This window comes from Thermoflexus sp. (genome assembly GCF_042408365.1).
Classification (GTDB): domain Bacteria; phylum Chloroflexota; class Anaerolineae; order Thermoflexales; family Thermoflexaceae; genus Thermoflexus.
This window is the reverse complement of the sequence record NZ_JBHOQJ010000283.1, coordinates 1-22,600: the sequence shown is the minus strand read 5'-3', so window position 1 is coordinate 22,600 and position 22,600 is coordinate 1. Positions and strand designations below refer to the sequence as shown.

At 62.9% G+C, this 22,600-nt stretch carries 19 protein-coding genes, 1 tRNA gene, 1 other RNA gene and 1 pseudogene; 15 read left to right on the top strand and 7 right to left on the bottom strand.

From position 1 onward, the window contains the following. Both ACFMO5_RS12995 and ACFMO5_RS12990 read left to right on the top strand, forming a co-directional pair. Positions 1-720 (top strand): annotated as a pseudogene (locus ACFMO5_RS12995) (hypothetical protein); the annotation flags it as partial. Further along, on the top strand, positions 704-1,312 hold the full coding sequence (locus tag ACFMO5_RS12990; protein ID WP_376793177.1) for a 5-formyltetrahydrofolate cyclo-ligase: 609 nt from the start codon (positions 704-706) through the stop codon (positions 1,310-1,312). The pseudogene ACFMO5_RS12995 and the gene ACFMO5_RS12990, both read left to right, overlap by 17 nt. A gap of 228 nt (positions 1,313-1,540) precedes the next feature. Here the strand turns inward: ACFMO5_RS12990 and ACFMO5_RS12985 are convergent, their stop codons facing one another. From ACFMO5_RS12985 to ssrA, 6 genes are all read right to left on the bottom strand, one after another. Continuing rightward, positions 1,541-1,795: a hypothetical protein gene (locus ACFMO5_RS12985; protein WP_376793176.1), complete on the bottom strand. Its 255-nt coding sequence runs from the start codon at positions 1,793-1,795 to the stop codon at positions 1,541-1,543. A 234-nt stretch (positions 1,796-2,029) separates the two neighbouring features. Then, positions 2,030-2,626: a helix-turn-helix transcriptional regulator gene (locus ACFMO5_RS12980; RefSeq protein ID WP_376793175.1), complete on the bottom strand. Its 597-nt coding sequence runs from the start codon at positions 2,624-2,626 to the stop codon at positions 2,030-2,032. Between the two features lie 519 nt (positions 2,627-3,145). Further along, positions 3,146-4,321: a methyltransferase gene (locus ACFMO5_RS12975; RefSeq protein WP_376793174.1), complete on the bottom strand. Its 1,176-nt coding sequence runs from the start codon at positions 4,319-4,321 to the stop codon at positions 3,146-3,148. A gap of 183 nt (positions 4,322-4,504) precedes the next feature. After that, positions 4,505-4,729, bottom strand: coding sequence for a type II toxin-antitoxin system HicA family toxin (locus ACFMO5_RS12970; RefSeq protein ID WP_376793173.1), 225 nt, complete (start codon positions 4,727-4,729; stop codon positions 4,505-4,507). Further along, a complete protein-coding gene (locus ACFMO5_RS12965; protein WP_376793172.1) occupies positions 4,729-4,944 on the bottom strand; it encodes a type II toxin-antitoxin system HicB family antitoxin in 216 nt (71 codons plus the stop codon). Before ACFMO5_RS12965 ends, ACFMO5_RS12970 begins: the two co-directional genes overlap by 1 nt. A gap of 66 nt (positions 4,945-5,010) precedes the next feature. Beyond that, positions 5,011-5,396: a transfer-messenger RNA gene (gene ssrA, locus ACFMO5_RS12960) on the bottom strand. A gap of 359 nt (positions 5,397-5,755) precedes the next feature. Between ssrA and ACFMO5_RS12955 the strand changes: the two genes are divergently transcribed. From ACFMO5_RS12955 to ACFMO5_RS12930, 6 genes are all read left to right on the top strand, one after another. Next, positions 5,756-6,499: a thioredoxin family protein gene (locus ACFMO5_RS12955; protein ID WP_376793171.1), complete on the top strand. Its 744-nt coding sequence runs from the start codon at positions 5,756-5,758 to the stop codon at positions 6,497-6,499. A gap of 78 nt (positions 6,500-6,577) precedes the next feature. Next, complete coding sequence (locus tag ACFMO5_RS12950; protein ID WP_376793170.1) at positions 6,578-6,775, top strand: DUF2892 domain-containing protein; 198 nt, start codon at positions 6,578-6,580, stop codon at positions 6,773-6,775. A 447-nt stretch (positions 6,776-7,222) separates the two neighbouring features. Continuing rightward, positions 7,223-7,298, top strand: a tRNA-Gly gene (locus ACFMO5_RS12945). A gap of 489 nt (positions 7,299-7,787) precedes the next feature. Continuing rightward, positions 7,788-8,612 (top strand): ribonuclease III, encoded by an 825-nt coding sequence (gene rnc, locus ACFMO5_RS12940; protein WP_376793169.1) that lies wholly within the window; start codon positions 7,788-7,790, stop codon positions 8,610-8,612. A 19-nt stretch (positions 8,613-8,631) separates the two neighbouring features. Further along, a complete protein-coding gene (prfA, locus tag ACFMO5_RS12935) occupies positions 8,632-9,720 on the top strand; it encodes a peptide chain release factor 1 (RefSeq protein WP_376793168.1) in 1,089 nt (362 codons plus the stop codon). A 212-nt stretch (positions 9,721-9,932) separates the two neighbouring features. Continuing rightward, positions 9,933-10,718, top strand: coding sequence for a lysophospholipid acyltransferase family protein (locus tag ACFMO5_RS12930; RefSeq protein ID WP_376793167.1), 786 nt, complete (start codon positions 9,933-9,935; stop codon positions 10,716-10,718). Between the two features lie 134 nt (positions 10,719-10,852). Here ACFMO5_RS12930 and ACFMO5_RS12925 read toward each other — a convergent pair whose 3' ends face one another. Continuing rightward, entirely contained in the window at positions 10,853-12,340 is a 1,488-nt protein-coding gene (locus ACFMO5_RS12925; RefSeq protein WP_376793166.1) for a G5 domain-containing protein, read from the bottom strand. Positions 12,341-13,091: 751 nt separating this feature from the next. On the opposite strand from ACFMO5_RS12925, the gene ACFMO5_RS12920 reads away from it, so the two are divergent. The 7 genes from ACFMO5_RS12920 to ACFMO5_RS12890 all read left to right on the top strand — a co-directional run bounded on the left by ACFMO5_RS12920 (position 13,092) and on the right by ACFMO5_RS12890 (position 22,487). After that, entirely contained in the window at positions 13,092-13,655 is a 564-nt protein-coding gene (locus ACFMO5_RS12920; protein ID WP_376793165.1) for a TadE family protein, read from the top strand. Positions 13,656-13,721: 66 nt separating this feature from the next. Continuing rightward, complete coding sequence (locus tag ACFMO5_RS12915; RefSeq protein ID WP_376793164.1) at positions 13,722-14,207, top strand: TadE/TadG family type IV pilus assembly protein; 486 nt, start codon at positions 13,722-13,724, stop codon at positions 14,205-14,207. A 48-nt stretch (positions 14,208-14,255) separates the two neighbouring features. Then, positions 14,256-15,581, top strand: a complete 1,326-nt coding sequence (locus ACFMO5_RS12910) for a Tad domain-containing protein (RefSeq protein WP_376793163.1) — start codon at positions 14,256-14,258, stop codon at positions 15,579-15,581. 129 nt (positions 15,582-15,710) lie between these two features. Continuing rightward, a complete protein-coding gene (locus ACFMO5_RS12905; protein ID WP_376793162.1) occupies positions 15,711-18,803 on the top strand; it encodes a kelch repeat-containing protein in 3,093 nt (1,030 codons plus the stop codon). 371 nt (positions 18,804-19,174) lie between these two features. Next, entirely contained in the window at positions 19,175-19,678 is a 504-nt protein-coding gene (locus tag ACFMO5_RS12900) for a hypothetical protein (RefSeq protein ID WP_376793161.1), read from the top strand. A 414-nt stretch (positions 19,679-20,092) separates the two neighbouring features. After that, complete coding sequence (cpaB, locus tag ACFMO5_RS12895; RefSeq protein WP_376793160.1) at positions 20,093-21,109, top strand: Flp pilus assembly protein CpaB; 1,017 nt, start codon at positions 20,093-20,095, stop codon at positions 21,107-21,109. Between the two features lie 169 nt (positions 21,110-21,278). Next, positions 21,279-22,487 (top strand): response regulator, encoded by a 1,209-nt coding sequence (locus ACFMO5_RS12890; protein WP_376793159.1) that lies wholly within the window; start codon positions 21,279-21,281, stop codon positions 22,485-22,487. Positions 22,488-22,600 lie beyond the last annotated feature (113 nt).

Here is a 22,600-nt window from a genome sequence, read left to right as displayed (position 1 = left end):
CCGATGCTGCGGGTGGATGACCCCGTTTTCCCCTTCGGCCGGATCATCGTGGACACCGTGGGGGAACGCGTTTGCGCCTACGCGATCCCGGCGATGTTCTTCCTGGCGGAAGGGGCCGCGGGGATGGTGGCGATGGAACGGCTGATGCGTTATCTCCCAAACACCATCCCTATCCTGCTGGATCTCCGATGGCGGGATCCGGGCTCGGCGGAGCGTTGCGCCCGGGCCGCGTTCGATGTCTGGGGCGCAGACGCCGTGACCGTAGCCCCTGAGTTCCCCGCTGAGGCCGCAAGGGCCTTCGCCGCTTACCGCGGCGGGGCGGTCTTCTGGTGGGTGGGTGAAGCCGAGGATCTGAAACCGGCCCAACGCTATGCGCAGGCCGCTCGGGCGGGAGGAGTCCCGGCCGGCATCGCGGTGAGCTCGCCGGGGCGGATCATGGCGGAGACTGTCCATATGGAGGATCTTCCCTGGATTATGCTGGACGCACGTGATCTCTCAGAGCTCCCCCAACCCATCCCATGGCCTGCACCCACCGTCATCTTTGTGGGAGAGCCCATTCTTTACGCCTCCCCGCGATGGGATTTCCAGGACGCTGCCCGCAGGGTGACCGATCTCTGGCTCCAGGAGATCGCAGCGCGCTTCCCTGTCGGTGAACCCCCCCCGCCACCCGGTATGGATACCCGCTCCCTGGAAGGGACGCCCGATGCGCATCCCCTTTGATCCCAACGTCGATCCCCAGGCGATCCAGGCGGCGAAGCGCGCCCTGCGGAGGCGATGGCTGGCCGAGCGAACCGCCCTGCCCCCGGAAATCGTCGCTGCAGCCAGCGAAGCGGTCCGACGGCATGTGGAGGCTTGGCCCCCCTTCCAGGCCGCCCGGACGGTGCTCATTTATATGGCCTTCCGCAACGAAATCGACTTGGGCCCCCTCTTGGAACAGCATCCGGAGAAACGCTGGGTGCTGCCGCGCATCGCCGCCCCCGGACAGCTGGCGCTTCATTTGTATTGTCCCGGGGCCCTGCAACGGCACCCTTATGGGATGCTGGAGCCCACGCCGGAGTGTCCCCTCATCGATCCGGAAGCCATTGAGTTGGCATTCGTCCCCGGCGTGGCCTTTGATCGTTACGGGTTCCGCTTGGGCTACGGCGGAGGATATTTCGATCGCCTTCTACCCGGCTTGAAAGGTCTGACGGTCGGGGTCACCTATGCCCGGTTCCTGGTGGATGCCCTTCCCCACACCCCGACCGATGGGCGGGTGCAATGGATTCTTACGGAAGAGGGCTGGCTTCAGGCGAAAGCAATCGAATTCAATTAGGGAGTTGCGTCCGCTCTACTGCAAACCGAGGTCATCCGCTCAACTCGTGGTGACGAGCTTCTGATTCGCGGAATTTCTGTGGGGGGCGGGCCGCGCAAACGCCCCGCCCCCCACAGAAAACTTCCTCTTTGCGACAAGGCAAGTTGCGCCTCCCGTGCTTCTTGTTTTGGGAATATGCGATGGAGAGGGCGGATGATCCTATCCCCCTTGATCCCCTCTCCTCACGGCTCAGAGGACTTTTGGGGAGGGAGGATGAAACTTGGGGGCGAGCCGGGCCAACGCCTCCAGCCGCTGCACCTGTCGTTCCAGATCGGCCTTCTGGTCCGCCGAAGAGACCCGGGCGTAGCGCACAACCCGGCTGCCCGGGCAAACCTCTCCCACCCGGATGGTGCCCGTGGGAAGCGGCCGGGCGAGGACGGGGAGCTTCCCCGACCGAAACCGCCAGGCCGTGAGGCAATGGAGTGGGGGCCGTCGCCTGAACACCCTGGGGGTGATCTTAGTCCCCTCGCTCCTTCAACGGTTGGGGCTCCAGACGATGATCCTCCAGAGGCTCGGCCTTTAAGGGGAAGTCCGTCTGCAATACACGGACGGTGCATCAGCAGCAGACAAAACAATCCCCTCTTGTGATGGGGCGATCACCCGCCTCCCCACAGGATGAATCCCGGCGGAGGACAGCTTTCCAGCCTGCTCCTACCCTGGCTTCAGCCACCTATACGCTCAGGCGGTTTCGGAGCGGATGCGATACCGGCAAGCAGGATCACCATGGGTGATGCAGGAAATCCGCTCCACCGGGGCCCCCACCAGCTCCTCCATCAGCGCGCTGTCCAGGGCGCAGAGCTCCCCCCGTTCCCGGGCGACCTCCAAATAGGGGCAATTCCGGATCTCCAGCCAGGTCGGCCCATTCCCTGAGGTCTCCAGCCGAGCCACATACCCTTTCTCATTCAGGAAGGAGACAACGCGGGACAGCCGAGCTTGGCCGGTCAGGCCTTGGAGGTTCGCTTCCTGGCTCATGCTTCGGGCGACCTGGCGGATCTCCTTGGACGATAACGCGATCGGGAGGAGATGTCGAACCAACCCCTCATAGTTTCGAGGGAACAGGCGATTCGCAGCCTCGGTGAGGGTGAAGACGATCCGTGGACGGCCGCGTCCGTTCCGGAGGGTGCGGACCTCACGGATGAGGCCATCCTCCCGAAGCACTCGGAGGTGATGACGGACAGTCACCGCCCGGAGGCCGAGTCGGGTGGCCAGTTCAACCGCGGTTGCCTCTCCCTTCTCCCGCAAAATCTGCAGAATACGAGCTCGCGTGGCCTGCATCGGCCACCTCCTCAGCGACGGGGAGGCTCGGTCCTCCCCCAGATTGGCGCATCGCCGACCACCCCGACCAGCCCCTCCATGGAAAAGCTTAGTAGGGGTTGGGAAAAATGTCAATGGACCCGGTTTAAAAGCAGAGGGTCTTTCAAATTCGGATGGGAGTTGCGGGAAAGGGGATCACCTCTATCCCCCGCTCGTTAAATTCCATCAGCGTCCGTTTTCGGTCGCCTCCCTGAGCCCCCGAAGGATTTTCCTTCCCCCTGCAGTCCAAAGGGCTGCATGGGGAGAAGGAAAGTAACCGTTCAGTCGCTCTCACGCAACACAACACGGGTATGGGCGTTTCACCGTGGATTTTCCCCTGAGGGCTTGGGGAGCCTTCCGCCTCTTCATAAGAGCTCCGAACTGAATGGAACCGAGCGGAATAGTTCCGAAGATACGACGGAAAAAAGGAATTAAGGGGTCATCGGCCTTTCTCCATGAAAGGGATGGCTATCGGAAGCTGGCAGGAAACAGAAAAGAGCCTTATCGAAGCCGGCGGGGCATATAGATCGCTCGATAGACCCGATAATGGCGATCGTCGAACAGGATCTCCACATTCCCAAAGACCCGCTCAATGATTGTGCGATAGGGAAGCACCACGGCCCCGACCAGATACAGCCGGCCCCCAGGGCGCAACACGGAGGGCGCGTCGTGCACGAACTGCAAGGCCACCTCCCGCTCAACCCCGAACCCCTGATGGATTGGCGGGTTCGTCACCACCACATCAAACCGCTCGCCCCGCACGCCATCGATGACATCGCTGAGGCGGACCTCGACGTGGGGGAGAGAATAAAGCGCCAAGGTGCGACGGCTCGCCTCCAAGGCTGCGGCACTGATATCCACCATGACCACCCGACCTTCCCGCGCCTCGTGCGCGGCCACCACCCCCACAATCCCATAGCCGCATCCCAGATCCAACACGTGATCCATGGGGCGGATCTCCATCCCCTCGATCAGATGTCGGGTTCCCTCATCCAGGGCGGACCAAGAGAAAAGCCCGGGTCGGGTGATGAAGCGCCAGGCGCGGCCTCGCACAACGGCCTCCCGCTCCACAAACTCCTCGCCCGGGGGATCCATCTTCAGCTCCGCCGGACGAACGGCCACAGCCACCCGGTAACCGCTTCCATAGGCCCACACCGGGGCCCTGCCGAAGTAATCTTGAGCGTAAGCGATAATCCCCTCGATACCCCCTCGTTTCGGCCCGGCCAGATAGAGCCGCCCCCCCGGTTTGAGCGCCCATGCGGCCAGGCGCACCAAACGCTGGGCGACCTCCTTCCCCTTGGGGATGTTCAGGAAAACCACATCAAACGCCTCGGGCTCCAGGAGGGAATACCCATCGCCGTGGACGATGAGGGCGCGCCCTTCCAGGCCGTTCATCGCCATCGTGCGTCGAGCGGCCTCCACGGCCAGCCCGTGATCGCTGGCCAGGAGGATCCGGCCGGAAGTGCGCCGGGCCGCGAGCACCCCCAGCCATCCGACCCCACAGTTCAGATCCAGAACGTGGTCCTCCGGGCCGATCTCCATGACCTGCGCGATGAGGGCAGCTCCCGGATCGACATGGCTCCAGATCTCCAGCCCGGGCTTCCCCGCCCAGCGGACCCATTCGCCGCCGATGCGATCCTCGAATTCCCGCCAGATGTAGTAATCCGTAACGCCCATTGGGGTCTCAGCGAACACTGAAAGGGAAATAATAGGCAACGAACCCGCCCGCTCCATGGGCCTATTCACAATCATGAACGCGAAGTGGGCGAGGCCCCTCACGAGCCATCGCCCACTTCTCTCATCCGGAAGGAATCGGATCACCTTCCATTCCCCGATGATTTTGCGAGCTAGCGGTTTCCTTCACAGCAGCTTCGCAAAATCCTCTGGCGTGAGCTCTGCGTCCCGCAAAATCTTGCGCAGGAGTCCTCGCCCAAGATCCTGATTGGGATGAACCGGAACGGTAACCACTCGTCCATCGGGATGTCTCAACCGCACATGGCTTCCTTTCTGCCGCACCACCTGAAAGCCGGCCTTCTCTAAGGCCCGAATGACTTCGTGGGCCTTTAAAACAGGCAAACGAGTCATCAGAGCACCACCTTCTGAAGACCCACAAACTCCAGCCGGTATTCCTCCTCCCCTTCCTCCAGACACAACTCGATGACCTCTCGGATGTTCGCCATCAGCTCATCAAGCGTTTTCCCCTGACTGTAACAGGCGCGCAGTTGAGGAACCTCCCCCACATAATATCCATCCTCATCGCGCTCGATGATCACATAGAATTCACGGCCCCCGGGGCGCATCATCCACTCCTCGCTGCAAATTTCACGGGTTATCTGATGTTGCTGCATTGTCCTTCCGACATAAAAAAGTGGAGGCGGCGGGAATCGAACCCGCGTCCGGAAGATTCGATCGCTGGTGCCTACAGGCGTATCCGGTTTGCTTCTCTCGCCGACCGGCCCTCCAACCGGCAAGGTCTCCGGCCGGCCAGCCCCTTGGATCTTAGGCCGCCCTCCGGGGCACCGGGCGACCGCACGCCGACTTTGTCACACCCGATCCGGCCCCGTCGGCGATGGGTCCGGTCGAGCGGGTCCCCTCATCGGGGGACCGTCCCATCACGCTGGCTTAGGCCGCCAGCGGGAGGGCCGCGTAGTCGCGGTTGGCACTTGTTGTTTGCCCGGGTTGTTCACGGGGTCCGAGCGGCCCCGGCCTGCCACCAACGATCTGCCTCCCCCGTCGAGCCCTTTTCGCCCCCTTGCACTTTCATTATAGCACGAAACATAACTTTGGGTAGTGCTTCTTCCTTATTTGGGTTTTGAGCCCCTGGGGGGTGGGGGCGAGCTGAGCGCCTTCGGCGTTCAGCTCGCCCCCACCCCCGAGGAGCCAAAACCAGTGGAAAATGTGGCTCCATGGAGATCCTCGAGCCCCCAAACCCCCTGTCACCGGAACGCGCCCCTTGCATCTAAGGGAAGTGAGGGGCAACGGTCCGCGCCATCGGGCCCTCCGACTGGGGGGAGGGGGCGGGTTGTCAACCCGCCCCCTCCGAGCGCCCAGGAGGGGACCGGCGGACCCTGCCCGATAAGCTCTTGGATTAGATCCCAGGAGGAGGTCCGTATGGCGCTGCTGGATACACGCACTCGGGAGGAAGTCAAGCGGCTGTTGGCGGATCTAAAGAATCCGGTGCGGCTGCTGGTCTTTATCCAGAAGATGGACTGCACCTATTGCCAGGAGACCCAACAGCTGATCGAGGAAGTGGCTGCCCTCTCCGATCAGATCTCCATGGAAGTCTATAACCGCATCACCGACCGGGAGATCGCGGAGCGCTACGGGATTGATAAGGCCCCGGCGGTGGTGATCGAGGGCGATCGGGATTACGGCATCCGCTACTTCGGGATCCCATCGGGGTATGAGTTCGGCTCGCTGATCGAGGACATCCGGATGGTCGGGGCCCGGGACTCCGGGCTCTCGCCATCCAGCCGGAAGCGGCTGGCCCAGATCCAGACGCCCGTCCACATCCAGGTCTTCGTCACACCGACATGCCCTTACTGTCCACGGATGGTGCGGCTGGCCCACCAGGCAGCCATGGAAAGTTCGTGGATCCGGGCGGACATGGTGGAGGCGATGGAGTTTCCGGAGCTGGCAGACTATTACGGGGTCTACGGCGTTCCGCGCACCGTGATCAACGAGGTCATCCACATCGAGGGGGCGGTCCCGGAGGGTTACTTTATCAATGAGCTCATGAAGGTCACGGATCCCGAGGCGATGGCGCGAGCTCAAGCGGTCTGGGAGCGGATGCGCTATGAGCTTTCCAGCGCCCACGCGCATCATCACTACCACGCTGATGAGGAGTTGGACTGATCGCAGCGTTCAAGGTCCAGGACGCTCACCGCACGCCGGGTTCGAATGGCTGTAGATCTTCCATTAAGGAGGCAAGCCATGGCGCTCAATATGGCAGGCTGGGATCGGATCGCGCGGTTGATCGTGGCCGTCGTCCTCATCTTGCTCTCGGCCTTCATCCTTCGCTTCAACACGCTGGGCATCGTCCTGACCGTCATCGGCGTGATCTTTATCCTGACCTCCCTGATCGGCTGGTGTCCACTTTACGCCCTCATCGGGTTCCGGACGAAGCGCTGAGGCAGGATCCTCCTGCCCCAGAGATGGGGACGGGTTGGCTCGCAGGGGCACGGCGCGCCGTGCCCCTGCGGGAGCGCCCGATCTATCCTCACAAGAAGATCTCCCCGATCCGGTCAGGGTTCAGCACATCCTCGGCAGATCGCCTCGATCGACTCCCAGCCCCTAAAATCGATTCGGGTGACCGTCTCGTTTTCGGCAGGTAGGAGAGGTCGCCGTCCTCCCCAGCGGTCTTAGACGATCCGACGGGGCAAATCTCGGGGATCTTTTAAGGTGGACTCCGGACCAACGGACAGCCTGACTTCTCATCCGCCCCCCTCGCGCGGGGCAAGCCCCTCCCCAAAAAATTCCCCAGGAGGGAGCCAAGCAGTCGCCCCATTCGGATGAATTTGACAAGGCCGCCGGGGCCCGCTAAATTATAAATTAGAGATGCGTAAGCAGGTAACGTGCGCGGGCGTAGCTCAGGTGGTAGAGCGTTGGCTTCCCAAGCCAAAGGCCGCGGGTTCGAATCCCGTCGCCCGCTCCACCATGGGGGCAGATCGATGATCTGCCCCTTTTATTTTGGCCTGAGCGGTGGCGACCTGCTGCCCGTCTGCGGGTTTCAGAGGCCGCCCGCATGGATCCCTCACCTTTTCCTTTCCCCTCCTCCCCAAATGGGGAAGAAGGGGAAAGAGGGAATCCTCGAAGAGCGATCGGTTCGCCACCGCAACAAAAGCGCTTTCCATCGTTGATCCTTGGGGGGCCTCGCGGGTTAGGAGCTGCCTCACGCTGTACATCCCCAAACCTCTAGGGCCTTGTTCATCTTGGTTTTTGGGGTATACATTGGAGGAGGCCGATGATCCCTCCCTTTCTTCCCCTTCCCGCAGCCTTTTGGGCTGCGGGAAGGGGAAAAATCCTTCGGGGGCTGGGGGCCGCCTTCGGCGGCCTGCACCCCACGAAAAAATGGTCACTACGGAACGGAATGGAAGGGATCACCGGAAGAAGCGCTAAAAAATAAAGGTGAAGGGGCTTCCCGATGGGGAATTGGTGGGCCCGCATTCGAGAGCTCTGGGGGCATCCTCGGGAAAAACCGGAACAGCCCGCATCTCATGGGCTGTCTCCCCTTTCGCCCCAGGCCTCCCTACCCGAGGAGGATTCTCTCTCGGTCCTGGAGAAGCGCCTGGGCTGGTCCTTCCGGAACCGGTCGCTCCTGATCGAAGCCCTCACCCATCGTTCCTACATCAACGAGCACCCCAATGAGGGGATTCACGACAATGAGCGGCTGGAATTCCTAGGGGATGCCGTCCTCCAGCTGGTGGTCAGCACGGACCTGTTCCGCCGGTTCCCCGAGTGGTCCGAGGGGCGGCTGACGGAACTGCGCACCGCGCTGATCCGTGGGGAGCGTCTGGCTCTCTGGGCGGAGGCGCTGGAACTGGGACGCTGGCTCCGCCTGGGGAAAGGGGAGGCCGAGGGCGCCCGGACTCGTCCTTCGGTTCTGGCGGACGCCTTTGAGGCCTTGCTGGGTGCCCTTTATCTGGATGGCGGCTTGCCAGCTGTGGAGCGCCTGATGGATCGATTGCTCCCGGAGGCCATCGATCAGGCGCTGCGAAGCCTGGAGTGGCACGATCCCAAGGGTCGCCTCCAGCATTGGAGTCAGGCCGTGCGGGGCAAGACACCTGTCTATCGGGTGGTGGCCGTGGAAGGACCTCCCCACGCTGCCCGCTTCACCGTCCAGGTGCTGATCGGTGATGAGGTCGTAGGGGAAGGTCAGGGCGCCAGCAAACGGGAGGCCACTCGGGAGGCCGCGCGGAACGCCTTGATCCGATTGGGGATTGAAAACGGGGGCGAGACGGAATCTTGATCGATTGCGGTGAAATCCGATGGAACGACGGTGGCTGGAGAAGCTGGAACTGGTTCAACGGCGCTACGAGGAGTTGACCACATGGCTAGCCGACCCTGCCGTGGCCATGGACGTCTCACGGCTCCGGGCGCTCAGCCAGGAGCGGGAGGAGCTGGAGCCCATTGTGGAGACCTTCCATCGCTACCAGAGGATCAGCCGCCAGCTGGAAGAGGCGCGGCAACTGCTGGAGAGCACAACCGATGAGGAACTGGCCGCCCTCGCCCGGGAGGAGATGGAACGGCTCTCCGAGGAGCAAGAGCGCCTGGAGCAACAGCTCCGACGGCTCCTGCTCCCCCGCGACCCGAACGATGAGAAAAACGTCATCATGGAGATCCGGGCCGGGGCAGGCGGCGAGGAGGCCGCCCTGTTCGCCGCGGATCTCTTCCGGATGTACACCCGTTATGCCGAGCGAAAGGGGTGGGGGGTGGAGCTCCTCAGCGCCAACGAGACCGGCCTGGGCGGTTTCAAAGAGGTCATTTTCCTGATCCGCGGCCGTGGAGCATATTCCCGCCTCAAATATGAAAGCGGGGTGCATCGGGTCCAGCGGGTCCCCGTCACGGAGGCCTCCGGACGCATTCACACCAGCACGGCCACCGTGGCGGTGCTCCCGGAGATGGATGAAGTAGAGGTCCAAATCGATCCCAAGGACCTGATCATTGAAACCTTCCGGGCAGGCACAGCGGGCGGACAGCATATGCAAAAGAACGAAACGGCGGTGCGGATCACCCACGTCCCCACTGGGATCGTGGTCTCATGCCAGGACGAGCGCTCTCAGTTCCAGAACAAACAGCGCGCGTTGGCCATCCTGCGGGCCCGCCTGTACGAGCTGGAACGTCGGAAGCGGGAGGCAGAGGTCAGCCAGGCCCGCCGCAGCCAAGTGGGGACCGCCGAACGGGCGGAGAAGATCCGCACGTACAATTTCCCCCAGAACCGGGTCACCGACCATCGGATCAACCTCTCCCTATATCGGCTTCCGGAGATCCTGGATGGAGACCTGGACCCGCTGATTGAGGCATTGATCATGGAGGATCAGACCCGCCGGCTCGCCGAGGAGGAGGCGATACGCTGAAGCGCTCTCATTATGCTCAACGGGCTTTTGGGGGGCAGGCCGCTTGTCGTATGGCGCTTTCGCTCCAGTGCTTCATCCACATTCGTTTTGGGGATATGTGGTGGAGGGAGTGGATGGCCCCACCCCCTGAAATCCCCATGGCCTCGGGCGCTGAGGTGCCTCCAGAAAGGAGAGCCACCTGATAAACTTGGAGCGTAGGGAGAAGGTGCGGTATGACGGAGACAGGACAGGTGTTCCAGCGCGCTTCCCGCTGGGCGACCGCCGCCCGGGTGCATCGACACTCATGGTTGCGCCGCTTCTTGACCTTCATGCTCCACCTGCTCTATCGAATCCTGCTGCGCCTGGAGGTGGTGGGGCTGGAGAATATCCCCCCGACCGGGCCGGTGATCCTGGCCATCAATCACATCAGCTTCCTAGACCCCGTCATTGTGGTGAGCGTCCTCCGCCGCAAAGTGCTCCCAATGGCCAAAGCCGAGGTTTTCCAAGACGCGGTCCTGGGCCCCTTGGTGAGCGCCTTCGACGCCTTCCCCGTCCGCCGGGGGGAGGTGGACCGCCGGGCGATCCAGACCGCCCTCGAGGTCCTGCGGCTGGGCGGGGTGCTGCTCATCGCCCCCGAAGGCACCCGCAGCCCCACCGGAGCTCTGATTCAGGGAAGGGAAGGAGCGATCTACCTGGCCTGGCGCACCGGGGCCCCGATTGTGCCGGTGGGCATCGACGGGACAGACCGCTTCAAGTTCAACATCCGTCGGCTTCGCCGCACGCCCGTCCGGGTGGTCTTCGGACCGCCTTGCCGGGTGGAGATCCCGGAGAGGCAAGAGCGGGAGGCCCTGCGGGAAGCTACCGATGAGCTGATGGCTCAAATCGCGGCCTTGCTCCCTCCGGAGCGACGAGGGATCTATGCCGATTTCCCCCACACGACACCCCGTTACCTCCGCCCCTTGGGTCGGATGGAGAGCACGGTTTTGTCCCCTGTGGAGCCCGTCGCGATGCAGAAGTAGGAGTTCGCCTTCCCGTAGTCACCTCAACGCGTGGAGAGGATTTGCCCACGGGGGATTTCTTTGTCGGGGCACCCACAAGGGGTGCCCCTACAGCCATTCGGTGCGCCCGTGCGCCCCGATCCGGACGGCTCTGCTCATCGCCATGCCATCGCCGCGATATCCCCTTGGGCGGTCATCCGGTTGATCTGGCCGGATGGGATCGCGATCCAATAGAGGTCGCCCTGGTAGCGCACCACCACCCCCTGCCCGTCGGGCGCCCACAGGAGGTCGGGCTGTCCACCGAACCCGACCTCCCCCTCTGGCGGGAACAACCGCCGCCGGTCGCTCCCATCGTGATCCGCCCAATAGAGGTCGTAGCGCGAGGCATCCCCGGCCTCCGGCTGGCGGGCCTGACCGAAGAACAACCCCTGGGGGGTCCATAGGATCCCCGCCCACAACCCAACATCCTCGATGAGCGGGCGGGCCCACCCCTCATCCACGGCCAGGATCCAGAGGTCGAAACGGGTGGACTGCTCCGGCGGCTCTCCGGAACGCGGCGGGCCATGAACCAACGCGGCGAGATACCGACCATCGGGCGACCAGGCCAAGGCGGGCGTCCACGCCCATGCGCTCCGGGTCTCATAGATCGGGAACGTGATCAGCAAAGTGGCCCGCAAGGTCTCTAAATCCAGCACCCCCACCCCATCGGTTCGACCGAAGGCCAGGCGGCGGCCATCCGGGGCCCACGCCCAGGTCATCCCCCACCAACCGTAAGGGCCGCCGGCGGTCGGCGTGAGCACCCGCCGGGCTTCGATCCGCCCCCCAACCCATCGACCGATCCACAGGTCGTTATGCGCCCGCCAGCCCGGCGGCCCCGGGCTGGGCTCCCCGGTGGTGAAAGCCACCTGATCCCCTTGGGGGGACCATCCCAGCCAGAGCACGTTTCCCAGGCCGAGCGGCTGAAGGCGCGGAGGATCCACCTGGAGGCTCATCCCCCATATGGTGTTCAAAGCCGTTCGAGTAGAAGTTACAGGAGCGCGGGAGAACAACAACGTGCTTCCGTCCGGGGAGAGCGCGAAGACCCGACCATCTAGATCCCCCAAGTGGGTGAGCCGCACGATTCGAGATGTCTCCCCGACCATCCGCCAGACGTCCCGACGGGCCAGGAAGACCAATGTGCCAGAGATCGGCCTCGAGGCGACCTCGCCGAGCAGGCTGACGGCGATGATCTCCGGCACCGGATCCCGGATGCGCTCCCGGTGGATCTCCTGGCGCTCAATGGGTTGACCGTCCGCCCAGGTGATCCGGAAAGTCACGTGTTCCACCCCGGGTTCGCCGCGGCGGATCAGGCGCGTTTCCCCCGGGGCCAATCGTGCGTCTTTCAGGATCTGGCGGGGGAAGGGGATCTGGACCTCCTGGACCTCCAGCGTCTGGGTGATGCGGGTCACCGTGATGACCATCCCCGGCGTGATCCGTGCGGTCTCCGGCGGGGAGATCCGATCCAGATCCCCCAGGGGGATCCCCGCCTGCGCCAGCGCCTCCCCCACCGTGGCGGCACGGGTGTATACGGTGCGCCGCTGCCCATCCCCCACCACGATCACCGGCACCGGGCGGGCGAGACAGGCGAGGAGGAGGGGGACCATGACCAAAGTCCAAGATCCTCGCCGGAAGCCAGTCTTTAAAATAAAGAAGAACTTGGTCATCGGACACCTATTGCTTTGTCCATTTTTTTAAATTTGGTAAATTGGGGGTTTCCGGGGCTGGGCCGGGGGCCTTCGGCCCGGCCCCGGAGGATTTTTTTCTCCCCCTCCCCCGGACCTTCGGGCCGCGGGGAGGGGCCATCCGCTCCCTCCACCGCATATCCCCCAAAACCAATAGTGGACGAAGCACTACTCGAATGATTCGGGAGTGGCGCGCCTATCGAGTTCGGCCCTAAACTCCCCTATGGGCTTTGGGGATGAGGAAGACCCCCGCAGGCACCCTTCCCAACACCCAAAGCGATCTCGACGCTCCCTTCCATCGCTTCGCCGCGCGCGAGGGGCCAGGGGGACGAGGAGCTTTGAGACAAATTCAATTGTAACAGATCATAGGATTTGGGGGCCTGCCTTTGACGGACCTCTAGGATCCCTTCCACAGCCCCAAGGGCTGAGGGGAAGCAAGAATGAGAATTAAGGAGGAACAGGCTATCCTAACAATTTGCCAACATTATAAGAAATTCCCCTTACTGGAATTCCAGTTTAGACAAAGTTGATCAATTCGATGCGTTTGGCTATAATGAATATCGTCCATTTTTTCCACTTGGCAGGGGGTGATGCCTTCAAAAAAGAAGTGATTAACGAATGAGCTCGTAACCTTTTCCCTTTGCCATCGGTTTTATCAGGGGATAAAAATGCTATGACCTTCCGGCGGAGCACCTGGATTCGAAGATGGCTGCGGGCCACCCGATGGGGGCAGGGCCTGGTGGAGTTCGCCCTGATCCTCCCTGTGCTGTTGCTGTTCATGCTGGGGATCATGGAGTTTGGTCGTATTCTCTTTGTTTATACTGAAGTTTCAAATGCAGCGCGGGAGGCCCTGCGCGCCGCGGCGGCGACCATTCACCGGGGTAATGATGCGGATCGGGGGAAGGTGACGGCATCCGAATGCAATGAAGTGCTAAACCGAGCGTATGGAACCCTGGCCCTGACGCCCCGGACCCAAGTGACCATCACCGTGGAATACCTGCGGCCGGATCCGGGGAGCGGCAACGCTACGAGCATCGGCATCTGTTCCTCTGATCCCGCTCGGTCCCGACTGCCGACCCGGGTGTTGGCGTTGAACGACCAAGTGTATGTGGAAGTCCAATCCCAGGTGAGCGCGGCGACCCCTTTGATCCGGCCCTTCGTCTCGAATCTCCCGCTGCGCTTCGCCGGGATGCGCTCGGTGGTCCCCATCAGCGGGATCGCGATGCCCAAGCCGTAAGGGCCCGCTGATCACGAGTATCCCGGCGCTCGACTTCGAGTGAAGATCCCTGTGGGGAATTATCTGATGCAAGGGAAACAGGATTCGCTCATCCAAGGCGCCCGGCGCGGCCAGAGCCTGGTGGAGTTCGCCCTGGCCGCTACCGTGTTGCTCTTGCTGCTCACCGGGGTCCTGGATCTGGGGCGGATGTATATGGCATGGGTGGCGATCCAGGACGCAGCGGGCGAGGGAGCGCTGTATGCGGCGATGAACCCACAATGCATCAGCGCGGCGAACGGACCCTCATGCGCCACTCCCAACAACGCCTACGACCGCACCTTCATCGCGGTCCGGCAAACCCCCGGGACCCCCCTGGATCCCTATCGGGTGACCATCGTGATCACGCCAAACGATCCGAGCCAAATCTGCTTCGGCACGCCGATCACCGTTTCCACGGCTTACTCCTTCACAATGGTCACGCCCGTGATGCGAGGGATGTTCGGTTCGGAGGTGATCCTACGCGCCTACGCTGTGCAGCAAGCGCTGAACAACGGCTCAAACAGCTGTCCATAAGACCTTTCGATCGACAAAGAGCGCCCTCTCCTTCGACAGGAGGCAGCGATGTGGGTAAGGAACGCTTTGGGGAATCGGGGGCAAGCGCTGGTGCTGATTGCGATCGCGTTCGTCGGTCTGTTGGCGCTCACCGCCTTGGCCCTCGATGGCAGCAACGCCTATGGGCAGCGCCGGCGGGCCCAGAATGGGGCGGATGCGGGGGCCCTCACCGGCGCCCGCTTCCTGTGGGACCCAAGGCCGTGGTGCAACAACGCCCGCGGCTACGGATGCCCGGAAGCCGATTTGCTACGGGCCGTGCACACCGCTGTGGAGGCCCACAACCTCCCGGACACTGACGGCACCCCGGGGAACGCCTATAACGGGAACGTCCAGGTCTTCTACACGGACGCCGACGGCAACGTCCTCGGACCCGTCGGAGGCGGGTTTGTCCCCGCCAAGATCGGGACGAAGGAGGTGAAGGGCGTCCGGGTGGTCGTCTGGAACCCCTTCTCCGCCTTCATCGCCCGGGTCATCGGCCAGGCCAACCTGCGGGTGAGCGCCGAGGCCACCGCCGTCTACCAGCCGCCGGTCTCCTGTAACGGATGGGCCATCTTCGCCGGATGCACCGACAACTGCCAACAGAACGTGCTCAAGGCGACTGGCGGGGGAATGGGCGGGGGAGTGAGCGGTGTGATCAATGGGAACATCCACTCCAACGCGGATATCAACATCAGCCAGCAAATGTATATCAACGGGATCTGCGATTATGTGACCGAGCAAGGGGGGACCGGGACATGTAGCACCAAGCAACAGGGCGGATACATCCCGATGCCCGAGTTCTACCGCTATGAGGACTTCCTGCCAGGCGGCTCGAAGTGGAACCAAGCGGATGCCAGCCGGCGCTATTATTTCAATGGACCCATCACCCTGAAGTCCAGCGGCCGATGCCCCTCCTCGGAAACCACCAACAGCGGCGGTGACTATATGCTGTGTGACGGCCTCTATGTCGTTAACGGCGATGTCCAGATCCAAGGCGGGGGCACGGTCACCATCACCATCGTCACCAACGGGACGATCAAGTCCACCAATTCGAAAGACGACCAGGCCTATTTCAAGGGGTTCTATAAGGAGCCAGACGGAAAGGGGCAGCTGCTCTTCTTCTCAACCTCCAACAACACCAGCGAAGGAGCGATCCAGCTTTCCTATGCTCAGGTGACATGGGAAGGATTGATCTACGCCCCCGATGGGCTGGTGAACTTTTCTGGCGCTCGTGGCTTCACTGGAAACGGCGCGATCTTTGGATACGAGGTGGATGTCTCCGGGGCGAACTTCAAGCTTACTTATAACGATGAGGTCTGCCCTCTCACGCCACCGCAGATCTTCCTGTTCAAATAAGCGCTCTCTCCGGGGGAGACATGGCGTGTGCCATGTCTCCCCCTTTTGATCCCCCTCATGGTATGAATATTCTGACTTAGCTCTCACGCAATCCACGCCATTCCCACAACAAACACCGTTGGAGAGCATATGTCTGCTTCTAAAGGTTGGTATCGGGTTGGACTGGCTCTGGGAATCGCAGGTCTGGGGCTTCTGGCCCTCTGGCTCGCGATGAGCCGCCGGGCCGAGGCCGGAGTGAGCACGCTCTCCCAGACGACCTTGGCCGATTTCAACAATGGGGAGTTCTTCCGCACCGGCCTGGCGGATGTGGGCGACGGGGCGGTCTCGTTGCTCCGGGCCGGGCTCTCCGGGGAATGGATCACCACTGTGGTGACAGCCGGCCTCACCCCCCGCTGGGGCCATTCCGCCATCTACACCAACGGCCGCATCTACGTCATCGGGGGGCTGAACAACCCGAGCGACCCCAGCGCCCTCACCACCACCATCATCCAATCGGCCGCTGTCCTAAGCGACCACAACCTCACGCCCTGGTCCACCCTCTCCACCAACCTCACGACCATCTTCACCCAGGGGATCGCTTACGGGGGCGCGGTCTTGGTGGGGGGTTTCCTGTATGTTATCGGAGGGCAAAGCAAGCCGTTGATCTATTACAACGTGGCCCAACCCCATGTCGCTTACGCCCGGGTGAACCCCGACGGCTCGCTCTCCCCCTTCACCCCCACCGCCCCCCTCCCTACTGGCCTGGCGCGGATGGCGGTGGCGGCATGGAACGGCTGGATCTACGTCCTGGGGGGCATCGACGCGAACCTCCAGATCACCCCCACGATCTATGTGGCGCATCCCGACCCGGCCACCGGGGCGATCACCGGATGGACCTCCCTCACGTGGACGCTCCCTTACCCGCTGTACCGGCACGCCGCGGTCGCGGAGCAGGGATCCCTCTACGTGATCGGCGGGATGACGCAGCCTACAGGCATTCCACTGTATGAGGTATGGTTTGCGCCCCTCGGCCCGGGCACGCTCCAGGGGCCGTTCACCCGGACGGCTTCCTTAGACAACAACCTGGTGGAGCTGGCGGCCATCGGTTACAACGGCCTGCTGCTCACCAGCGGCGGGTTGCAGAGCAACCTGAGCGACCCCAGTCCGGACGTGCGGGCCGGGGTCACCGCGGAGGGTGGGGGGGTCATCACCTGGACGGCGACCAGCTTGATCACGCCCCCCCGCAGCGCCCACGCGATGGTGGTGCTGCCGGATGGCTGGGTCTATGTGATCGGCGGGCGGGGCCGGACCCAAAACCAGGATGTCCCCCTCACCCACATCAACGCCGGCCGCCTCGGCGCGGACGGGCTGGGGCTTTTCGTCTCCAGCGGCCGTTACGTGGCGCCGCCGTTCCGCTTGGACCGCCGGCGGCTCATGGTGGCGCTGCGCCTGCACATGCTGCGCCCCGACTCCACGGAGATCGCGGTTCGCTACCGCACCCAACCTCAGGAGGGCTTCCCGTGGAACGACTGGAGCGGGTGGGTGTCGATCACCTCCACCGGCGAGCTCACCGTCTCCATCCCGCTTCAGGCCTACGCGCAGGCCCTGCAGTATGAGCTGGCCCTGACCACCCCCAACCCCGTCACCGCACCCTTCCTGCTGAACGCGGATTTGCTCTATGAAGTGCCGGATCAACCGCCCAGCCTGGTGAAATCCGCCGCCCCGCCGGATGGCACGTCCGTGCGGCCCGGCGATCGCATCACCTACACCGTGACGCTGACCAACGACAGCGGCGCGACCCTCCACGGGGTCCGCCTGGAAGACCCCTTTCCCTCTGGAACGGTCTATGTGGCGGGGTCCGCCAGCGCCTCGTCGGGGCTCTCGTGGACTGTTTCCACCAACCGCTGGGTGGGGGAGATCGAGACCCTCGCCCGGGGGCAGGTCCTCACGTTCACCTTCGCGGCGACGGTGAGCGCTGTGTCCGGCGACGTTTCGAATCAGGTAACGCTTCAGACGGATGAGCTCGGGCTGCTGCACAGCAACACGACCAGACATCCCATCGCAGCGCTCGCTGGTTCCATGAGCGCATCGCCCCCCGAAGGAAGCACCGTGTTTCCGGGGTCTTGGATCACCTACACCGTGCGCATCACCAACTCGGCTTCCGCGTCGGCGACAAACGTGGAGATCTCCGGACATCTACCGATCCCGGTCGTGCTCGGGGCGATCCAAATGTCGGCCGGGTCAGTGACCACGGACGCCTGGCCAATGATCCGATGGGCAGTCGGTTCGGTAGACCCGAACGCCTCCGCTGCCCTGACCCTCTCCGTGCGGATCACGGATCCGATGTCCATCGCCGATGGGACGTGGCTGACGGCGGCGGCGGCCTTCTCCGGAGCCGTTCCGCTTCCGATCGGGACCATCACCCATCTGGTGCGCCAGCCATATGCGATCGAGGTTTCCAAGACCGATGGGAAAGCCCAGGCCGATATCGGCGAGATCCTCCGCTACACCATCACCCTCACCAACACCGGCTGGGTGACGGTGACCGACGTCGGGATCACCGACACGCTGGAGGGATGGCCGTGGGTCACCTTCACCGACCAACCCGCCTCCTCCCAATGGATTACCGTGTGGCCAGCGCTGGGGCCACGGGCGGTGGTGAGCCTGACCCGCCGCGTCGAGATCAGCCCCAGCGCGAACATCTCCGATGTGGCGGCTTTCACCAACACCGTGGAGGTCCGCTCCGCGGGCGGAGCTGGGTTCCCCCTCGCGGATCGCTTTGAAGCCCGTGATCGGACGGACCTTCTGGGCCCTGATTTAGTCGGAGCCATCCTCTCCATTCAGTATGAAGATCACGGGATCACCAAGACGATCACCCTCACCCTCATCGTGACCAACGTCGGGCCGGGCACCGCCCGGCCGCTGAGCGGCACCCTGGGATGCGCGCCGTGGTGGGTGCTGGTGGGGTTTAAGATCAACGGGAAAGAGGCAGCATCGGATTATCTCGGACTTCCCTCACGTCAATTAAAGCCCGGGGGAAGCGTGACAGTTCCGTTCATCCTCACCATCCCCACCACCGAACCCCTCTCCACGCTGGGGGCTGTTATCGATGTGCCCATCCCCGGCTATGGCGACCCATTGCGAGGCTGCGTGATGGAAACGAACGAGGACAACAACACCACGTCGGAGGTGTGGATCGAGGGCTTTCGGGTGTTCCTTCCGCTGGTGCTTCGCAACCGGTAGGGGGATCTCGGGGGTCTTCCACAACGGACGTTCCGGGCCCGACTCCAAGCAGGGCCCAACCCCCAATGGGCTTTTCCGGTCCCTCCTTGTCGTCCTGAAGGCGGTGGGGAGGAAGAGCAAGGAAGAGAGAAGCCGAGCCCTTCCCCACCGAAGGTCTCTAAAACGCCAGCGGGCCAAGCGCGCGCATGATTGGGATCGTCACATTTGTGCTATAATTCGCCTGAGAGCCTATGGGGAGCGGAGCTTCCAGGCGCTCACTCATCACCTTAGGAGAAAAATTTCTTGGGGATTGGGGCCGCCTTCGGCGATCCCCAGCCCCCAAGGAAATTGCACAGCGTAACGCCTCTGTCATGAACGTAGTGAGGAAACTGATGCGAAGAACCAGCCGGAACCGCCTGGGATGGGGGATGGGGTTATTGCTCGCAGTGAGCCTGAGCGGCCGGGCCGACGCACAATTCCCACCGCCCGGCCCCACGCCCACGCCGCCGCCGACGCCGACTGCGACGCCGGTGGCCTCTCCTACGCCCACCGCGCCGCTCACACCTACACAGGCGCCAACCGAAACGCCGACCATGACCGCGACAGCCACCGAGACACTTCCGCCACCGGCTCCCAGCACCCCCACGGCCATCCCGAACGCAACATTCACCCCATCTCCCACGGTTTCTTTCATGCCCTCCGCCACGCCGGGAGGATTCGCCCCGCCGCCAGGTCCCAATCCTCAGCCAGGAACGGGGGAAGCGCACGACCCGCTTGACGCTGCCGGACGCCTTCCGGAGACCGGATGGAGCATCATCGGACCAGTTGCGGCAGGGGGACTGGCATTCACGGCATTCCTGATCGCTCGTCATCGGCATCGTCCATCCAGACACTAATAGCAACCCGAATCACCCTAAACAATGCGGGCTCCTCCCCTCCGCAGTGGATGGGCCCTCGACGTAGCGCATCATAGCACGCGCTTCCCCGCGGGGAAGGAACCTATTCGCTTCTCAGCGTAGTTCCCAGCGGCGAGGCTCAAGTCTCAGCTAAACAAATTAACATATAATTGGTTTGAACCCATTTAAATTGGCCGAACAGCCGGTAGGCATGATGAGCAGGCGGATGCCAAGAGCCGGGGGCGGATGGCAGACGCGCTCAAGGGTGGAGACATGGGCAAGGTTGCTGGGAACCTAGAGCGGCAAGATCCGGCGACAGTGAGTCCCTTGAAAGCATGTGCGGACTTGCTGGAAGCGATGAGCAGGAGGATGATTATTCATGTGAGAAGTCGAACCCGCGCAGGAGGTTGATCGATGCGCCGACGCAGAAATCGAACGCTTTTGCTGCTGGTGCTCGTTATCCTAGTCCTGATGGTGGCGGCCTTGTTCATTTTGCCTCGCTTCGCGGCAGGCCCAGCACCGACAGCGACGCCTACGCCGGCGTTCCTACAGTCGATCGTGATCGCCGCGCAGACGATCCCACGCGGAGCGATCATCACGGAATCCGATGTCACGCTGCGCGGATGGCCGGTGGAGGTCCTCCCGGAGGGCGCCTTCACGGATACGAAAGCGGTCATCGGGAAGGTCGCCCGGGTCGATATCCCACGCCAGAAGCCCATTGTGCCGGAGGATCTGGCGGCAGCGCCCGCGGAGGCCGCCCGCCGGGGCTCCGAAGCCGCGCTCTTCATCCCCCCCGGTAAAGTCGCGTTCGCCTTTCCGGTGGACGAAGCAGCGGCCGTGGCTTTCAATCTCGCCCCCGGCGACAAGGTGGATGTGCTGGTGACGTTCGCTCTGATTCAGACCAAGCCGCTGGCGGATGGTGAGATTTATCACCGGCCCCTGGATGAGGACCTAGCCCGTCGGTTGATTGCACTAGGTGTGGAGCCCCCCGCAGCCGCTCAGACGGCGTTGATGGATCCAACCCAACGGGTGGCCCATCGGGTCAGTCAGTTGGTGCTGCAAAACGTGGAGGTGCTGACGGTGGGCACCTTTGAGGCCCCTCAGCGGCCTCAGCCGACGCCCGTGGCCACCCCTGCACCCGGCCCGACGCCGGCCCCCACCCCCACCCCGCGCCCGCGTCAGCAGTTCATTGTCCTGTTGGTGAGTCAACAAGACGCGCTGGTGCTGCAATGGCTGCGGGAATCCGGCGCCGTGGTCGACTTCGCACTGCGCAACCCTACGGATAACCAGCTGGTGCGGACGGACCCGGTCACCCTGGAATCCCTGATCGAGCGCTTGGGCATCACCCTTCCGCCAGCCAACAATTTCGACTTGCTCCTCGACAACACGCCGGGCTGTCCGGATCAATTCGCGAGGGAACCATGTCGGTGAAAGGATGGTCGCCTTCGGGGGAGGTTATCAAACAACGGGCGCTGAAGCGCCCGACCACGAACGGTCCCCAGCCCCCGAAGATCTCCAAGGGGAAACAGCTTAAAGGCGAGTTGGGTTATATCCAACAATCCGATTGGGGAGAAATACTAAGTTTCATCACGGGGGATACATGGCGGACCAGCGGATTCGCGTCCTGATCGTCGATGACATCCCGGAGACACGGGAGAACCTGAAGAAGCTCCTGATGTTTGAACATGACATCGAGGTGGTGGGCACCGCATCCACCGCTGAGGAAGGGATCCGGCTGGCCAGGGAGCTGCAACCGGATGTCGTTCTGCTGGACATCAACCTGCCGGGGATGAGCGGCATCTCCGCTGTGGAGCAGATCATGGAGGTTGCGCCGCTCACCCAGGTGGTGATGATGTCCGTCCAGAGCGATGCGGATTACCTGCGGCGGGCGATGCTGGCCGGCGCCCGGGATTTCCTCCCTAAACCTTTCTCAGCGGATGAGCTCGTCGCGACCATCCGTCGGGTCTATCGAACGCGCCGGCCGCCACCGGTGCTGCCACCCACAGGGCCGCTGGGGCCGGCAGCCGGTCGGGCCGGGGCTCAGGGAAAGGTGGTGGCCGTTTACAGCCCCAAGGGGGGCGTGGGGACGACCATGATCGCAGTGAATCTGGCTGTGGCCCTACAGAAGCCAGAACGCCGGGTCGCCCTGATCGACGCTTCCCTTCCCTTCGGGGATGTGGGGGTGTTCCTAAACCTACAAGGACCCCGGAGCCTCGCGGATCTGGCCCAGATGGATGAGATGGACCCAGAGGCCTTCGCTTTGTCCCTGCTCTCCCACGCCTCCGGGTTGAAAGTACTCCTGGCCCCGCCCCGGCCGGAGCTGGCGGAGTATGTGACCCCGGAGGCGATGAAGCGTATCTTAGGCATGGCGCGGACCCTCTTTGATATCCTGGTGATCGACACCACGACCCAGCCGACAGACACCACGTTGTTGATTCTGGATGAGGCGGATCAGATCGTCCTGGTGGTTACCCCGGATGTGCCGACCATCAAGAACGCCCGTCTGTTTTTCGATGTGATCACCCAGCTCAACTACCCGCCTCAGAAGACGCTGATGATCCTGAACAAAATGGATCGGCGCTTCGGCATAACGGCTGAAATGGTCGAACAGGCCCTCAAGCATCCTGTGGGAGTGCAGATCCCATGGGATGAGGTGACCGTGTTGAACTCGATTAATAAAGGGGCTCCGCTGGTCGCCCAGCGCTCTAAGCCGATCGCCAATGCCATTCTCCAGCTGGCGAAGCACGTGGAGGAAGCGCTGTTCGCCCCTCAAGAGGTAGAGGAGATTCGAAAACGAAGCAACCGTTAAATCTTCGGTCTTCCCCCAGCCTAAAGGGCTGAGGGAAAAAGTAAAAACGGACCATCCGCTTAAGGAGCTATGGCCTTCTCCCTCCCCGGTCGGCTTTGCCGACCGGGGAGGGA

What these genes read in the sequence shown, in the direction of transcription:
- prfA (WP_376793168.1), top strand. Translation starts at nt 8,632, where the DNA reads ATGGAACGACGGTGGCTGGAGAAGCTGGAACTGGTTCAACGGCGCTAC.
- ACFMO5_RS12970 (WP_376793173.1), bottom strand. Translation starts at nt 4,729, where the DNA reads ATGACTCGTTTGCCTGTTTTAAAGGCCCACGAAGTCATTCGGGCCTTA.
- ACFMO5_RS12965 (WP_376793172.1), bottom strand. Translation starts at nt 4,944, where the DNA reads ATGCGCCCCGGGGGCCGTGAATTCTATGTGATCATCGAGCGCGATGAG.
- ACFMO5_RS12910 (WP_376793163.1), top strand. Translation starts at nt 14,256, where the DNA reads ATGTGGGTAAGGAACGCTTTGGGGAATCGGGGGCAAGCGCTGGTGCTG.
- ACFMO5_RS12900 (WP_376793161.1), top strand. Translation starts at nt 19,175, where the DNA reads ATGCGAAGAACCAGCCGGAACCGCCTGGGATGGGGGATGGGGTTATTG.
- ACFMO5_RS12975 (WP_376793174.1), bottom strand. Translation starts at nt 4,321, where the DNA reads ATGGGCGTTACGGATTACTACATCTGGCGGGAATTCGAGGATCGCATC.
- ACFMO5_RS12925 (WP_376793166.1), bottom strand. Translation starts at nt 12,340, where the DNA reads ATGGTCCCCCTCCTCCTCGCCTGTCTCGCCCGCCCGGTGCCGGTGATC.
- ACFMO5_RS12990 (WP_376793177.1), top strand. Translation starts at nt 704, where the DNA reads ATGCGCATCCCCTTTGATCCCAACGTCGATCCCCAGGCGATCCAGGCG.
- ACFMO5_RS12920 (WP_376793165.1), top strand. Translation starts at nt 13,092, where the DNA reads ATGACCTTCCGGCGGAGCACCTGGATTCGAAGATGGCTGCGGGCCACC.
- ACFMO5_RS12915 (WP_376793164.1), top strand. Translation starts at nt 13,722, where the DNA reads ATGCAAGGGAAACAGGATTCGCTCATCCAAGGCGCCCGGCGCGGCCAG.
- ACFMO5_RS12950 (WP_376793170.1), top strand. Translation starts at nt 6,578, where the DNA reads ATGGCGCTCAATATGGCAGGCTGGGATCGGATCGCGCGGTTGATCGTG.
- rnc (WP_376793169.1), top strand. Translation starts at nt 7,788, where the DNA reads ATGGGGAATTGGTGGGCCCGCATTCGAGAGCTCTGGGGGCATCCTCGG.
- ACFMO5_RS12930 (WP_376793167.1), top strand. Translation starts at nt 9,933, where the DNA reads ATGACGGAGACAGGACAGGTGTTCCAGCGCGCTTCCCGCTGGGCGACC.
- cpaB (WP_376793160.1), top strand. Translation starts at nt 20,093, where the DNA reads ATGCGCCGACGCAGAAATCGAACGCTTTTGCTGCTGGTGCTCGTTATC.
- ACFMO5_RS12890 (WP_376793159.1), top strand. Translation starts at nt 21,279, where the DNA reads ATGGCGGACCAGCGGATTCGCGTCCTGATCGTCGATGACATCCCGGAG.
- ACFMO5_RS12955 (WP_376793171.1), top strand. Translation starts at nt 5,756, where the DNA reads ATGGCGCTGCTGGATACACGCACTCGGGAGGAAGTCAAGCGGCTGTTG.
- ACFMO5_RS12980 (WP_376793175.1), bottom strand. Translation starts at nt 2,626, where the DNA reads ATGCAGGCCACGCGAGCTCGTATTCTGCAGATTTTGCGGGAGAAGGGA.
- ACFMO5_RS12905 (WP_376793162.1), top strand. Translation starts at nt 15,711, where the DNA reads ATGTCTGCTTCTAAAGGTTGGTATCGGGTTGGACTGGCTCTGGGAATC.